Source organism: Ornithinibacillus caprae, assembly GCF_009728145.1.
Classification (GTDB): Bacteria; Bacillota; Bacilli; order Bacillales; family Amphibacillaceae; genus Ornithinibacillus; species Ornithinibacillus caprae.
Map to the genome: position 1 here is coordinate 125,588 of NZ_WOCA01000005.1, position 14,913 is coordinate 140,500.

The 14,913-nt window shown below is 39.5% G+C and carries 15 protein-coding genes; all 15 read right to left on the bottom strand.

The genetic code is table 11. The features are described 5' to 3' along the window. Positions 1-2 precede the first annotated feature (2 nt). The 15 genes from GMD78_RS08595 to purC all read right to left on the bottom strand — a co-directional run bounded on the left by GMD78_RS08595 (position 3) and on the right by purC (position 14,909). Positions 3-305 carry a YerC/YecD family TrpR-related protein gene (locus GMD78_RS08595; protein WP_155668420.1) on the bottom strand — a complete coding sequence of 101 codons (303 nt, stop codon included), beginning with the start codon at positions 303-305 and terminating at the stop codon, positions 3-5. Between the two features lie 18 nt (positions 306-323). Continuing rightward, positions 324-1,391, bottom strand: a complete 1,068-nt coding sequence (locus GMD78_RS08600; RefSeq protein ID WP_155668421.1) for a DUF3048 domain-containing protein — start codon at positions 1,389-1,391, stop codon at positions 324-326. Between the two features lie 55 nt (positions 1,392-1,446). Continuing rightward, positions 1,447-3,183 (bottom strand): adenine deaminase C-terminal domain-containing protein, encoded by a 1,737-nt coding sequence (locus GMD78_RS08605; protein ID WP_155668422.1) that lies wholly within the window; start codon positions 3,181-3,183, stop codon positions 1,447-1,449. 238 nt (positions 3,184-3,421) lie between these two features. Then, positions 3,422-3,919, bottom strand: coding sequence for an SRPBCC domain-containing protein (locus GMD78_RS08610; protein WP_155668423.1), 498 nt, complete (start codon positions 3,917-3,919; stop codon positions 3,422-3,424). A gap of 165 nt (positions 3,920-4,084) precedes the next feature. Beyond that, positions 4,085-4,249, bottom strand: coding sequence for a hypothetical protein (locus GMD78_RS08615; RefSeq protein ID WP_155668424.1), 165 nt, complete (start codon positions 4,247-4,249; stop codon positions 4,085-4,087). Between the two features lie 335 nt (positions 4,250-4,584). Next, complete coding sequence (gene purD, locus GMD78_RS08620) at positions 4,585-5,844, bottom strand: phosphoribosylamine--glycine ligase (RefSeq protein WP_155668425.1); 1,260 nt, start codon at positions 5,842-5,844, stop codon at positions 4,585-4,587. A gap of 16 nt (positions 5,845-5,860) precedes the next feature. Further along, the gene (gene purH, locus GMD78_RS08625; RefSeq protein WP_155668426.1) at positions 5,861-7,393 is read right to left on the bottom strand and encodes a bifunctional phosphoribosylaminoimidazolecarboxamide formyltransferase/IMP cyclohydrolase; all 1,533 of its coding nucleotides are present in this window, start codon (positions 7,391-7,393) and stop codon (positions 5,861-5,863) included. A gap of 24 nt (positions 7,394-7,417) precedes the next feature. Beyond that, complete coding sequence (locus tag GMD78_RS08630; protein WP_155668427.1) at positions 7,418-8,041, bottom strand: hypothetical protein; 624 nt, start codon at positions 8,039-8,041, stop codon at positions 7,418-7,420. A 37-nt stretch (positions 8,042-8,078) separates the two neighbouring features. Continuing rightward, positions 8,079-8,636 (bottom strand): phosphoribosylglycinamide formyltransferase, encoded by a 558-nt coding sequence (purN, locus tag GMD78_RS08635; RefSeq protein ID WP_155668428.1) that lies wholly within the window; start codon positions 8,634-8,636, stop codon positions 8,079-8,081. Next, positions 8,633-9,652: a phosphoribosylformylglycinamidine cyclo-ligase gene (purM, locus tag GMD78_RS08640; protein ID WP_155668429.1), complete on the bottom strand. Its 1,020-nt coding sequence runs from the start codon at positions 9,650-9,652 to the stop codon at positions 8,633-8,635. Before purM ends, purN begins: the two co-directional genes overlap by 4 nt. Before the next feature lie 15 nt (positions 9,653-9,667). Continuing rightward, entirely contained in the window at positions 9,668-11,077 is a 1,410-nt protein-coding gene (purF, locus tag GMD78_RS08645) for an amidophosphoribosyltransferase (RefSeq protein WP_155668430.1), read from the bottom strand. Next, the gene (gene purL, locus GMD78_RS08650) at positions 11,062-13,281 is read right to left on the bottom strand and encodes a phosphoribosylformylglycinamidine synthase subunit PurL (RefSeq protein ID WP_155668431.1); all 2,220 of its coding nucleotides are present in this window, start codon (positions 13,279-13,281) and stop codon (positions 11,062-11,064) included. Before purL ends, purF begins: the two co-directional genes overlap by 16 nt. Next, positions 13,265-13,951 (bottom strand): phosphoribosylformylglycinamidine synthase subunit PurQ, encoded by a 687-nt coding sequence (purQ, locus tag GMD78_RS08655; RefSeq protein WP_343042206.1) that lies wholly within the window; start codon positions 13,949-13,951, stop codon positions 13,265-13,267. Before purQ ends, purL begins: the two co-directional genes overlap by 17 nt. Continuing rightward, on the bottom strand, positions 13,948-14,199 hold the full coding sequence (gene purS / locus GMD78_RS08660) for a phosphoribosylformylglycinamidine synthase subunit PurS (RefSeq protein WP_155668432.1): 252 nt from the start codon (positions 14,197-14,199) through the stop codon (positions 13,948-13,950). Before purS ends, purQ begins: the two co-directional genes overlap by 4 nt. Further along, positions 14,196-14,909 (bottom strand): phosphoribosylaminoimidazolesuccinocarboxamide synthase, encoded by a 714-nt coding sequence (gene purC / locus GMD78_RS08665; RefSeq protein ID WP_155668433.1) that lies wholly within the window; start codon positions 14,907-14,909, stop codon positions 14,196-14,198. Before purC ends, purS begins: the two co-directional genes overlap by 4 nt. Positions 14,910-14,913: the final 4 nt, after the last annotated feature.

A 14,913-nucleotide genomic window follows, 5' to 3' on the forward strand; every position in this document is an offset into this window, starting at 1 on the left:
TTTTACTTTTCCGCTGTGTCAATCAGTCTATCAAGTACGGTCTGGTATCCGTCACTACCATAATTGATGCATCTGCGAACACGTGAAATTGTAGCAGTTGATGCTTTCGTCTCCTTCTCGATAACACTATACGTATAGCCTTCTGTCAACATTTTGGCTACTTGTAATCGTTGTGCTAAAGATTGGATCTCTCCCATTGTTGCAATATCATCAAAAAATCGATAGCATTCTTCACGATCTTTTAAAGATAGTATCGCATCAAATAATTGATCTAATTGTTTTCCCCGTAATTTATCAATCTGCATGCTGCATCCTCCTGCTCCCTACTCATTTGTTACAATTACTGATTGTTCCATACCAGGGTTAGTTGGAACTACATTGATCCAGGTTTTACCTGGGACATAGTCAACGGGCTCTCCATCTTTTATCGGAACAATTCTTCCATCTCTATTTTCCCACTCTACCTTCTGCAATGTACCTTTTTGAAGTAAATAGGCATTCCCACCGCTGTAGAAGTCAATTTCACGGCGACCTGCATCATCGATTACTTGATGTGGTGTTTCTACAATAAATACGTTATCAAGTTGAATTGGTTCTTCAGTTTCTAATTCGATAGTCTTCTCACGGTCATTATACCGTGTATACTTTTCCGTTGTCTCGTCATATTCATATTCAACAATATTCATTGGATTAGTAGAGTACGTGATTTCAACATGATTTGCTTCATCACCAGAGATTTCTGTTAATTCATCTTCATCATAAAATGGCAGAGGATCATAATTTCCTGTTATATCATAGCCTTTTCCTTCAGCTACTTCATAGACCGAGTCAAATAACAAATAGGAATTATGTGGTGCAACCCTGAAGTCCTCACGCTTAAACAAGTGACCATCATTATCATACGTTGAACCGTTCAAGAAGTTAATCCCACGATTAACAATCATCTCATCAATAAAGTCAGCTGCACCATGATATACATAAATTGCTCCATATCGGTTTGCTAAATCAAAATAATATTCTCTAGCACTTCGTACAGGCCCGACAATTTTAGGTTGTTCACTATGGAACAATGCTAATAACCGTGTGATTTTTCCTTCGGCTAAAATTTCAAATACAATATCCGCTTGAGATAGACCTGATTGTGGTCTAGCCTTTGTATGGTTATTTACCATTACACCAACTATTCGATTATCAACATCTTCATCAGTACCTATTCCTGTCAATGGAAATACATTTGCATATTCTGGTTCTTCAGATTCTTCTTTTTCTGGTTCCTCTTCTGGTTCTTCTACCACATTTTCTTCAGGTTCATTATCTTGATCTTGTTCTACATCCTCCGAGCATGCTACCAACAATAAGCTAACTAGTAACATAAATAATAACTTTCTCAATTTTTCCCAACACCTTTTTAAAATCGTTTATAAATGTTTATCCTTCTATTATATGCTAACGCATTGTCGCTGGGAAGAGTACTTCTTGTTTCTTCACATCAACTATTCCTTCTTGTGTAATTCTAGTATATGGCAGATGTGTTGAGGATAAAAATAATATGCTATAAATTGGATCACTAAACCGATATCCAAACTTTTGAAGAATCTGTTTTAATTCTGCTTCTTTTTGGATTAACTCTTTCATCGTACCACTATACATTTTTCCACTAAGTGAAAGAGGAATTTCTAATAATACCTCACCTTGATGAACTAAAACAATACCTCCACCAAGCTCTTTCATTCTCTTCCATGCTAGTAACATATCATGCTTGTTTTTACCGATAAAAACGATATCTCCTGTTTGTGAAAACGTGCTAACCAATGCCCCTAATTGATTGCTAAAACCTCTTAAGGTTGTATTGACTCGCCATTCACCATTCTGATCGAGCAATAATAAAAATGCATCTTCTCGATTCTCTGGCAACACATCGAGTGTAATATCTGTTTCAATAGCATATGGCCTCATGATCACATCATTCACCATATCTAAGCCAATCGGTATCGAAAACTGTAAGTCTGACATGGTCATATCCCAAGAAAAGTTCAATGGTTTTATCTGAAACTTTTCCCAATCAATTATTGAAGAAATCTCCTGTTCTTCCCCATCTTTCAACATCCATTTCCCTTTAGCTAAAACACTTTCTGGATGAGGGTTATCTGCCATCTGTAATATATTAATATTTGCTATTCTACCAGGTGCTATACTACCTAATTGCTCATCTAAATGAAAATGTCTAGCAACATTGTAAGAAGCCATTCGATATGCTTCTATTAACGGGATGCCTTTTTGAATCGCAATATCCACACACAGACTCATAACACCATTCTCATAAAAGCCCGGTGTTGCTCCGTCTGTTGTCATTGTTAAATTATCAAATGAATTTACACCTGCTGCTATTATTTCTTCTAATAGATTTGGTAAGTCTGGTCGAATCGACGAATAACGCAGCCCTACTTGATAGCCAAGCTGTAAACGACTGATAACATCCTCTCCTGATATCGACTCATGATCGGCACTGACACCTAAAAGCTTCATCTTGATTAGTGTACTTTCCGATGCTCCAGGAAGGTGTCCTTCAACAGGCTTGCCTCGATACTTCGTTTCTTGTATCCAATACAGCAAACGATCATCCCCATGAAGTAGGCTTGGCCAGGAAGTTAGCTCTCCCCCTTGAACTATACTTGGATGGGATAGCCATTCCATCATATCGTTTGTATTAAAAAATTCATCATTCTTTAAAGCGGTTTGTGGATCATAGCGTGACCACCAAAACATGGAAACAGGGTGGTGGTTAAATTCCTCAATTATAGAAAACGCTTTCTTTTTTTCTAATAAAAAAAGCCATGTTAAATTATCATTAATTAATGTAGTTGTTCCTGTTCTTGCAGCATGGTTTGCTAATTCCTCTGGATTATACAACTGAAATGGATGGGCATGAGGTTCCATGTACCCAGGTACAAGATATTTCCCTTCACAGTCTACAACCTCTGTCTGTGAGATATTCTCTGGTAGCTTTTCCCCCACATACACAATTCTGTCCTGATATATCCAAATATTTGCCTGTAACCACTGTTTCGTAAATACATTCAAATATGTAGCATTTTTTAATAATAGTGTTGGGGCTACTTTCCCTTCCACTACTTTTACATGTTTACGTAACTCATAATTTCTCCACTGTCTATTTGATACCATAGGGCAACTCTCCAGTAAATCATTTTCTTAATTGTATCATATTTTAGACTTTATCACTGTAAAGTTTTTATTAATTAAAGTGAATTTTTTATGAACAATACCTCCGTGTTTAAAAGCTCTGAGTAGAGAGAGTAAGTATACGTTGTCATAATATATTGCTTCAAAAAAATTCCTCAAAAACGTTGTTTTAACAACTGTTACGAGGAGCTATACTTTCTTCAGAATATCATTTGCGCTCTTAGTTGAGAGTCAATTTTCCTTCCATATAGTCTTCGAGATTCTCTAACGTAGACGCCAACCCAACTTCATGATCTTCTTTCCGTATTCCTTTTGGCACATTCTCACAGACGATGGATACTTGAGTTCCTTTGGAAACTGCTGTCAAACTCCAAGTCATCATCATTTCCCCAGCATATATTGGGTTATCAGATTCAAATTCTACTAACTGAACAACCCGCTTGTTTGGGATGAATTTTAAAAATCTTCCTTTGATTTCATCAGTGTCTTTTGTAGTCTTTCCTTGTGTTAAGTTATCTGGTTCATCATACGTTAATATCATGTGATAGAACCCACCATCGCTGGCATCAAACTCATACATTTTTCCCTTCATCCCCTTAGGTGGAAGCCATACACTCCAAGCTATTGGATCCAAGAACACCTTATAAATAGATTGCGGTGATGCATGGACGACTCTAGAAACCGAATCAATTCTTTTATTGTTGAAATCACCTTTCATAAATCTAAACCTCCCATGTTTAACTTTCCTATACTATAATGAAAGAAGAACCTCTTCTACCTATGATTACACAACGTGACTAATTACTGTATATTCAATTATTTAATCAAACGTTTGATCAACCCTCTTTAGTTTGTAAAGATCGATCCCCCCTCTTTATACTCGTTAATATGTATGAAGTACTGTTCCTGTCTGAAAAACTTTGAATTTATTTTCTTCAAATTTTCGTAAGCAACTCTGCCCCATTTTTAACTCATCATTAAAACTACCAAAAATCCAGTCCAAATCTCGATTTGATTTAGCAACAAAGGCATCAAGACTAACATCCATTATTTAAAACAACTTTTCTCAACTATTTGTTACCTCCTTTGTTTGCATAGTATTATTCTATCAAATTGCAAACTTTAAGATTTCTTTTGAATTGCTGATTTATATTAGAAATAACTAAATTCGGATTATCATTGCGTTAATAAAATTTTATGGCAAAAGTACTTTTATATTAGAAAACTCAGCATTCATAAAGCCTTAATGGTGTACCCATTAGTTGCACTTATGTAGGATAGGAAAGCTTATACATTTATTTCTGCAAAAAAATACACACGCTATTTTTTCTGCGTGTGTATAGGTGTACTATTTGATTGATATTATCCTTTAAAACCGCGCTCTTAGGCAAGGCTGTTTTCATTTGTTTTTCCGATATCACTTCGATAAAAGAATTCATCTGAGTCCATCGAAGATAATGTACGGTAAACAGATTCTGATGCCTCAGCGATTGTATCAGCTTTTGATCCAACTAATAATACGCGTCCACCATTCGATACGTATCCATTTACTGATTTTTTCACACCTGCATAAACATTAAACGTGTTATCTTCTTTTAGTAATGGTACAGGTACATTTTTGTTATAGATACCTGGATATCCTTTAGATGCAACAACTACCCCAAAGCAGGACTGATCCTCCCAAGTTAATTTAGGGTCCTTGCCATTATGCACATCAAGCATTACCTGCAATAAGTCATTTTTTAATAACTGCAATACTACTTGTGTTTCCGGGTCACCGAATCTCGCATTGAACTCAATCACTTTAGGACCAGAAGATGTCATCATTAATCCTGCATATAAAATTCCAGTAAATGCACGTCCTTCTGCTACTAATCCATCTGCTGCTTTTTGTAAGATGGTTCTAGTTGCCGTTGACACTATATCATCTGTAATATCCGCCACAGGTGCAAATGCCCCCATACCACCCGTGTTCGGACCTTGATCATTATCATATGCACGTTTATGGTCACGAGCAGTTGGCATAGGGAATACATTCCCCTCATGAACGAATGCCATTAGTGAAAATTCTCTCCCTTGCAAAAATTCCTCGATCACAACAGTTGCGCCCGCATCAGAGAAACTCTTTGAAACTAACATATCATCAATAGCTTGGAATGCTTCTTCTTTTGTCAGTGCTACGATTACGCCTTTTCCAGCAGCTAGACCATCTGCTTTGATCACGATCGGTGCACCTTTTACCTCGATATATGCTTTTGCCTTGTCTGCTTCATGAAATGTTTCATAATCTGCAGTAGGAATTTGATGTCGTTTCATAAATGCTTTGGAAAAGCTTTTACTTCCTTCTATTAAGGATGCTTCTTTAGTCGGAGCAAAAATCGAAAGGTTCTCCTCTTTAAATCGATTTGCGATACCCAATAACAACGGATTTTCCGGTCCAACGATTGTAAAGTCTATGGCATTCTTTTTCGCAAAATCAACTAAGCTATCAAAGTCCGTTTCTTCAATAGGGACACAGGTTGCATCGTCTTCCATTCCACCATTTCCAGGAGCAACATATAGATGATCAATTTGATCACTTTCTGCTAGTTTCATTACCATGCTATGCTCACGTCCGCCACGTCCAATTACTAACACGTTCATACGATAATCCCCCTAATTAATGTTTAAAATGACGCATTTCTGTAAACACCATTGCAATACCGTGCTGATCACACATATCAATGGAATCTTGATCACGCTTGGAACCACCAGGTTGAATAATTGCCGTCACGCCAGCTTTAGCGGCTACTTCAACTGTATCAGGCATTGGGAAAAAGGCATCAGAGGCCATCACGGAATGATGTGATTTATCGCCTGCTTGCTCAATCGCGATATTTGCAGCTCCTACACGATTCATTTGCCCTGCACCAACTCCGATAGTTTGTTTATCTTTTGCTAGAACAATAGCATTCGATTTCACATGTTTAACAGCTTTCCAGGCAAACAGTAAATCTTCCAGTTCTTGTTCAGATGGAGCTCGCCTCGTCGCAATTGTAATTTGATTTTCATCCACTGTACCGTTGTCGGAACTTTGAACCAATACACCACCACGAACCGTAGTTAATTTCATCTGATCTTTTTCGTCATCTTTCATCTCAACTGCCAATAAACGAATATTTTTCTTTTGAGTTAATATACGAAAAGCTTCCTCAGAGTAGCTTGGCGCAATGACAATCTCTAAAAATATCTCACTAAGTTTTTCAGCAGTCTGCGTATCTACTTCTCTATTAAGTGCAACAATCCCCCCGAAGATAGAAATAGGATCTGCATCAAATGCAGTAAAGAATGCTTCACTTATCGAATCACGCACACCAATACCACAAGGGTTCATATGCTTCACTGCAACTGCCGCTGGATCCGTGTACTCACTTAATATTTCTAATGCTGCATTTGCATCTTGAATATTATTATAAGACAACTCTTTCCCGTGTAATTGTTTCGCAGTAGCTAAACTCGTTCCCTTTTCTATTGGATTCTTATAAAAAGCTGCTGTCTGGTGCGGATTTTCCCCATAACGAAGTGTTTGTACTTTTTCATAAGTAACTGTGTAGTTTTCAGGAAATTTCTCTTCATTTTGTTCTGTAAAGTAATTTGCAATCATTGCATCATAGTGGGCAGTATGACGGAAAACTTTTGCAGCTAAATATTGACGTTTCGTTAAATCTAATCCATTTGAACGTAATGATTCCAATACTTCCTGATAATCAGAAGGATCAACTACTACCGTTACATCCACATAGTTTTTCGCTGCTGCACGTAACATCGTTGGTCCACCGATATCGATGTTTTCAATGATCTCCTCATGGGTTACATCCTGCTTTTGCAATGTTTGTTTGAAAGGATATAAATTTACTACTACGATATCAATCGGAGAGATATTATTTTCAACTAATTGCTTTTGATGCTCCGCGTTTTCACGTTTTGCAAGCAGTCCACCGTGAACATTTGGATGTAACGTCTTCACACGCCCATCTAAAATTTCAGGAAATCCAGTAACAGTATCTATTGCTACTGCAGGTACGCCGCCTTCTTGCAAGAATCGTAATGTTCCACCAGTGGAAACTACTTCATAATCTAGTTCCACTAATCCTTGAGCAAATTCTACGATGTTTTGTTTATCTGAAACACTAATTAGTGCTCTTTTGTTCATGTTTTCGCTCCTCACTATGTTATGTTATGTGCATAGGGTACACGGACGATATTTGTGCTCTCGTGTCCGATGTTCTCGCTCTCGTGTCCGATAATCCCGCTCTTGTGTCCGATGTTCTCCCTCTCGTGTCCGATGTTCTCCCTCTCGTGTCCGATGCTCTCCCTCTCGTGTCCGATGTTCTCCCTCTCGTGTCCGATATTCCCACTCTCGTGTCCGATATTCCCACTCTTGTGTCCGATAATTCCACTCTCGTGTCCGATAATTCCACTCTTGTGTCCGATAATTCCGCTCTCGTGTCCGATAATCCCACTCTCGTGTCCGATAATCCCACTCTCGTGTCCGATGTTCTCCCTCTCGTGTCCGATGTTCTCCCTCTCGTGTCCGATGTTCTCCCTCTCGTGTCCGATGTTCTCCCTCTCGTGTCCGATGTTCTCCCTCTCGTGTCCGATGTTCTCGCTCTTGTGTCCGATAATCCCACTCTCGTGTCCGATAATTCCACTCTCGTGTCCGATAATCCCACTCTCGCGTCCGATAATTCCACTCTCGCGTCCGATAATTCCACTCTCGTGTCCGATATTCCACTCTCGTGTCCGATATTCCCACTCTTGTGTCCGATAATCCCACTCTCGCGCCTGATGTTATAAACATCGAATCTCATGCTCTCTATCCAGTGCTTTCAAAAGGTTTAAGATAACAACTCATTAATCACCTTCGGATACAATTGATGCTCCACCTGCTGAATACGTTTCGTTAATGAATCTTGTGTATCTGTAGGTAGGATTTCAACTACTTCTTGTGCAATAATCGGTCCTGTATCAATGCCTTCATCAATATAGTGAACCGTAACCCCGGTCGTTTCCACTCCCGCTTGAAAGGCTTGCCCAATTGCATCTTTTCCTGGAAAAGATGGTAGTAACGAAGGATGTATGTTGACGATTTTTCCTTCGTACGCATGTAATAGGGTTGACCCAACGATACGCATGTAACCAGCTAAAAAGATCCAGCTAACTCCTCTATTTTCTAGTACACGTAATATCTCTTTTTCGTATGCTTCCTTCGAATCATAGTCTTTCGGATTAAATAAAAAAATAGGGATACCTGCTTTTGAAGCCTTTTCAATAACTGCTGCCCCCGGCTGATCACATACCAGCAAACTAATCTCGCAGGTTAAATCATCCGTATCCAATAGAGCTTGAAAATTACTGCCTGTTCCTGATGCAAAGACTGCTGCTTTCATTTTCATGACCTGAAGTACACTCCTTCTTCAGTTACAACGCTACCGATCACGCGAGCATCCTCACCGTTTTCCCGTAATACCTCAAGTGTATGTTCTACATCTTCTTCAGCTATGACAAGCGTCATTCCCACTCCCATATTAAATACGCCGTACATTTCCTCATCCGATATCGAGCCCTTTTCTTGTAGGAAAGAAAAAATCTCAGGTACTTCCCAAGTCTGGCGGTCGAAAGTTGCCCCTAAACCATTCGGTAACATACGTGGAATGTTTTCATAGAATCCTCCACCTGTAATGTGAGATATACCTTTAACATTAATTTGATCTAACACAGTGTTAACTGGCTTGGCATAAATCTTTGTTGGCGTTAGCAATACGTCACCAAGTTTTTCTGATAAACCATCATAGATTTCATTTAAATGTAAGCCATCTACTAATTTACGTACTAATGAATAGCCATTTGAATGAATTCCACTTGATGGCAGGCCGATGATTACGTCTCCATCTGTAATAGATTCACCAGTAACTAGCTTTTCCTTTTCTGCAATACCGACAACGAATCCTGCAAGATCATATTCATTCTCTGCATACATACCAGGCATTTCTGCTGTTTCACCACCGATTAAGGCAGCTCCAGCTTGCACACAGCCATCAGAAATACCTGCAACAATTTGTTCGATCATCGCAGGATTATTTTTTCCACAAGCGATATAGTCGAGGAAAAATAAGGGCTTAGCCCCTTGTGCTACGATATCATTTACACACATAGCTACAAGGTCTATACCGACCGTATCGTGTTTTTCTAGTTCAAAACCTAGTTTTAGCTTTGTGCCAACACCGTCTGTCCCAGAAACTAAAACAGGCTCTTTATAGTTAAAAGAGGTTAATTCGAATAGTCCAGCAAAAGCACCAATTCCTCCTAGAACTTCGGAACGTCCTGTTTTGGCAATATGTTTTTTCATCCGTTCTACTGCTTCGTATCCCTTTTCTACATCTACCCCAGCTTCTTTATACACGTTTGACATATTGACACCCTCTTTTTAACATCTTGTATAGGCTATTTCCTGTTGGTTTTTCTCTATTACTGGATAATTCCCTGTCATGCAAGCCATACAAACTCCTTGGTTTATGGAATCATTCTTTACAATTGCTTGTTCTAAGCCCTCTGCTGATAAATAGGCAACACTATCCGCACCAATGATTTCACAAATTTCGTCAATGGAATGATTAGCGGCAATCAGCTCCTGTTTGGTCGACATATCAATCCCATAGTAGCAAGGATTCTGAATCGATGGAGAGGCAATTCGCACATGAACTTCCTTTGCACCGGCTTCCTTTAGCATCCGGACAATTCGTCTACTCGTTGTTCCCCTAACGATCGAATCATCTATCATAATCACTCGTTTTCCTTCCACGATTCCCCTAACAGGTGATAATTTCATTTTTACACCTTGTTCACGTAATTCCTGGGAAGGCTGAATAAAGGTTCTGCCAGTATATCTATTTTTAATAAGTCCAATTTCATATGGGATTCCACTTTCTTCTGCATAGCCTATAGCAGCAGAGATACTTGAATCTGGTACTCCTGTTACAATGTCCGCTTCAACTGGGGATTCCTTCGCCAATTCAATCCCCATTTTTTTCCGTGACGCGTGGACATTTACCTCATTTAAATCACTATCCGGGCGGGAAAAATATACGTATTCCATCGCACAAAGCCTGCGTTGTTCTTGAGTTGCAAACCGTATCGTTTCCATCCCCATATCACTAATCGTGATTAGTTCTCCCGGTTGTACCTCTCGCTCATAAGTAGCACCAATAATATCAAAGGCACACGTCTCCGAAGCTACAACATAAGCATCTCCTAATCTACCAATCGATAATGGTCTAAGTCCTCTTGGATCAAGTGCAACATACATTTTATCTTCATTAAGTAGAATAAAAGCATATGCTCCAACTAAGCTTTGAAGCGCATCCGTTAAAGCTTCTTGTACCGATAGCTTTTCACTTCGTTTAATTAAATGGGCTAAAACCTCTGTATCAGAAGAGGTTTGCAAAATACTTCCTGTGCTTTCTAGTTCTCCTCTGAGTTTGAAGGCATTCATGATATTTCCGTTATGAGCTAATGCCATGCTGCCCGTTTGTGATCGAAATAACAGTGGCTGGACGTTATCAATCGTTCGTTCCCCTTGGGTCGCATAGCGGACATGCCCAATTGCTGCATGACCACTAAGCTTAGAAAAATCTACTCGTTTAAAAACATCATTAACGAGACCTTGCCCTTTATGGAGCTTTAGGTTTTCACCATCTGTTGTAACAACGCCCGCACCTTCTTGACCACGATGCTGAAGAGCGTGAAGACCATAGTACGTAATTTCTGCTGCCTTTTCATGACCCCAAATACCAAACACACCACATTCTTCATTCAAACCTCTTATTTCAGCAAGCATGGGATAGCCCCTTTCCAAAGTTCACGTAAGTTTTCAACATTTTCACGGATGATTTGGTGACCATTCGAGTGAACAACCATTTGTTCATCAGCCGTAACCACACCAATTTGAACTGCATCTATCATTACGCTTTCAAATCGCTCTTTATTTTCGGGCTTCACAGATACGAGAAAACGTGATTGGGTTTCACTAAATAGTTGTACTGTTAAATCTCCATCTAGCTCTACATCTATGCCAAGACCGAGAACGTTAAAAACACTTTCTGCTAACGCAACGGCTAATCCGCCTTCTGCAAGATCATGAGCTGATTCCACCATGCCCTGCTGGATTGCTTCTAGAAGCTTCATTTGACGCCTTGCCTCTACTTGCAAATCAATAGCTGGAGCTTTTCCGCTATACGTACCTTCTAGAACATTTTGCAATTCACTGCCACCAAATTCTTCCTTCGCTTCACCGATAACATAAATCAAGTCCCCAGCTACTTGGAAAAAGCTTGGTGTAATATGTGCTAATGATTCGTGTAGTCCCACCATTCCGACAATTGGAGTTGGAAAAATTGCTTTCCCTTTTGATTGGTTATATAACGATACATTCCCACTAATCACTGGTGTACCTAGCTCTGAACATGCCTTGCTCATGCCTTCCACACTTTTTTCCATTTGCCAGAAAACCTCTGGATTGGTTGGATTACCGAAATTAAGTCCATCTGTTAACCCAAGGGGGCGTGCACCAGAACAAACGATATTACGTGCTGCTTCTGCAACAGCGATTTTTCCACCTGCTTCAGGATCCAAATAAATATACCGAGAATTACAATCCGTTGTAATGGCTAATGCCTTATCCACACCTTTTATCCGAACAACCGCCGCATCCGATCCCGGTGTTACGACAGTATTTGTCTGTACCATCGAATCATATTGATCGTACACCCATTCCTTACTCGCAATGGTTGGTTGCTGCAGGAGCTGTTTAAGCATTTCCGCATGATTCTCTACTGTTGGAACTTCTGTTTCCATTGCTTGGAACTCTTTATAATAATGAGCTTCTGCAGAAGGCATATGATACACTGGTGCTTCTTCTGCTAATGCATCAACTGGAATCTCTGCTTGAACTTCCCCATGTTGAGTAATTCGGAATACTTTCTCCTCCACGACATGCCCAACAGCTACTGCTTGTAAGCCATATTTTTCAAACACATCTATAATTTCTTGTTCACGACCTTTTTTTACAACCATCAGCATACGTTCTTGTGATTCAGAAAGCATTAATTCGTAAGCATTCATGTTTTGCTCACGCTGTGGAACCAAATCTAAATTCATTTCCATTCCAGTACCAGCTTTACTCGCCATTTCACTAGCAGATGAAGTCAGTCCAGCTGCTCCCATATCTTGCATACCTACTAATGCATCGGAGTGAATCACTTCTAAGCAAGCTTCAATTAATAATTTTTCCATAAACGGATCACCAACTTGAACCGCTGGACGGTCCTTATCTGAGTCCTCTGCTAAATCATCCGAAGCAAATGTCGCACCATGAATCCCATCACGACCAGTAGGAGCACCAGCATAGAGAACGGTGTTTCCTATTCCAGCCGCAATCCCTTTTTGAATTTCATCATGATTGATTAATCCAATACACATCGCATTTACAAGTGGATTGTCTTCATAGCTGTCATCAAATTGAACCTCTCCACCTACTGTAGGAACACCGACACAGTTTCCATATCCAGCAATTCCGTTTACTACTTCAGAAAAAAGATATTTCACTCGATCTGTCGTCAAGTTCCCAAAACGTAACGAGTTCATCAATGCAATGGGACGAGCCCCCATGGAAAACACATCACGAATAATTCCGCCAACTCCAGTCGCAGCACCTTGATATGGCTCAACTGCAGATGGATGGTTGTGACTTTCTATTTTAAAAACAACCGCCTGATTATCACCAATATCGATAATTCCAGCTCCTTCACCAGGTCCTTGCAGAACATGAGGTGCTTTGGTTGGGAACTTCTTTAAAAGTGGTTTAGACGTTTTATAGCTACAGTGTTCTGACCACATCACAGAAAAAATTCCGGTTTCTGTAAAATTTGGAAGACGTCCCAGGATTTTTTGGATTAATTCAAACTCCTGGTCACTTAACCCCATATCTTGGTATAGTTTTTCACGTTCTATTTGCTCTGGGCTAATCTTATGCGTTTGCAACATAGTGGGATTCCCTCCAGTTCTGAACTAATGACTTAAATAATGTTAACCCATCATCACTGCCAAGTAGCGATTCTACAGCACGCTCTGGATGAGGCATCATTCCGAGGACGTTCCCCTCTTTATTGATAATGCCTGCAATGTCAGCAACCGATCCGTTTGGATTGTTTCGATACGTAAGTACAATTTGATTATTCGTTTGTAGGTCGGCTAGCGTTTGCGCATCACAGAAATAATTCCCTTCTCCATGTGCAATTGGAAACCGAACAACTTCACCTTTTGTATACCCTGTCGTAAACATCGTTTGATTATTTTCCACTATCAATTCTTCTTGGTGACACATAAAGGATAGCTTCTCATTACGCATTAACGCACCAGGCAACAACCCCGTTTCCGTTAGTACCTGGAAACCATTACAAACCCCTAGTACCGGCTTCCCTTTGGCCGCATGCTCTTTCACCTGCTTCATTACATCGGATGTTGCTGCAACTGCACCCGAACGTAAATAATCCCCATACGAAAACCCACCAGGTAATAAAATTCCATCATAGTCTGCTAGATTGCTATTTTCATACCAAACTAACTCCGCTTCTTCCCCTAACACATCTTTTACTGCATGATACATATCTCGGTCACAGTTTGATCCTGGAAAAACAACGACAGCAAACCTCACGAGCGAACAGCCTCCTCTACGTCAAAGCTGTAATCCTCAATAACTGGATTCGCAAGCAATTTATCACACATTTCTTTGATTCGTGCCTCTAAGTTTGGCCCATCTTCAACCTGTAGCTCAATATATTTCCCGACACGTGCTCCCTGTACCTCTTGATACCCTAAAGAATTCAATGATTCCTGGATTGCTTTCCCTTGTGGATCTAAAACACCTTGCTTTAAAGTAACGAACACAGTTACGTTTCTCATGACCTTGCCTCCAGACGTTGTAATATTTCTTCATATACTTCAACTAAATCACCAATCCCTTGGCGAAACACATCCTTATCCATTTTTTCACTTGTCGTACGATCCCAGAGTCTACATGTATCTGGTGAAACCTCATCAGATAACACGATCATTCCATCCTGTAGACGACCAAATTCAAGCTTAAAGTCTATTAACTCTAGATTTATAGATTGAAATAATTCGCGAAGAGCCGTATTTATTTCCAATGCTTTCGCTTTTATCTCGTTTAATTCCTTATACGTAATATCTGTCAAAAGCAGTGCATGATCATCATTTATTAATGGATCATCCAAATCATCATTCTTGTAAAACAATTCAATTAAAGGTGGATTGAATGGGGTTTTTTCCTCAAACCCCAATCGCTTCACAATACTTCCAGTTGCAAGATTTCGAACAACTACCTCTAACGGAATAATTTTTGTTTCATACACAAGCTGTTCCGTTTCATTTAATCTTTCTATAAAATGACTTTTAATTCTGTGCTCATGTAAATAAGGGAAAATTCGAGCTGAAATTTCATTATTTAAACGCCCTTTTCCCATAAAACTTGCTTTCTTTTTCCCATTAAATGCAGTCGCATCATTCTTATAGGACAGAATTAATTGATCTTTTGCTGATTTGGAACGATACACTTTTTTGGCTTTTCCTTCATAAACAAGCTCTGCTTTCATTTTT

Coding starts and splice junctions, on each gene's coding strand:
- GMD78_RS08595 (WP_155668420.1), bottom strand. CDS start 305: ATGCAGATTGATAAATTACGGGGAAAACAATTAGATCAATTATTTGAT.
- GMD78_RS08605 (WP_155668422.1), bottom strand. CDS start 3,183: ATGGTATCAAATAGACAGTGGAGAAATTATGAGTTACGTAAACATGTA.
- GMD78_RS08610 (WP_155668423.1), bottom strand. CDS start 3,919: ATGAAAGGTGATTTCAACAATAAAAGAATTGATTCGGTTTCTAGAGTC.
- GMD78_RS08615 (WP_155668424.1), bottom strand. CDS start 4,249: ATGGATGTTAGTCTTGATGCCTTTGTTGCTAAATCAAATCGAGATTTG.
- purD (WP_155668425.1), bottom strand. CDS start 5,844: ATGAACGTGTTAGTAATTGGACGTGGCGGACGTGAGCATAGCATGGTA.
- purH (WP_155668426.1), bottom strand. CDS start 7,393: ATGAACAAAAGAGCACTAATTAGTGTTTCAGATAAACAAAACATCGTA.
- GMD78_RS08630 (WP_155668427.1), bottom strand. CDS start 8,041: ATGTTTATAACATCAGGCGCGAGAGTGGGATTATCGGACACAAGAGTG.
- purN (WP_155668428.1), bottom strand. CDS start 8,636: ATGAAAATGAAAGCAGCAGTCTTTGCATCAGGAACAGGCAGTAATTTT.
- purM (WP_155668429.1), bottom strand. CDS start 9,652: ATGTCAAACGTGTATAAAGAAGCTGGGGTAGATGTAGAAAAGGGATAC.
- purF (WP_155668430.1), bottom strand. CDS start 11,077: ATGCTTGCTGAAATAAGAGGTTTGAATGAAGAATGTGGTGTGTTTGGT.
- purL (WP_155668431.1), bottom strand. CDS start 13,281: ATGTTGCAAACGCATAAGATTAGCCCAGAGCAAATAGAACGTGAAAAA.
- purS (WP_155668432.1), bottom strand. CDS start 14,199: ATGAGAAACGTAACTGTGTTCGTTACTTTAAAGCAAGGTGTTTTAGAT.
- purC (WP_155668433.1), bottom strand. CDS start 14,909: ATGAAAGCAGAGCTTGTTTATGAAGGAAAAGCCAAAAAAGTGTATCGT.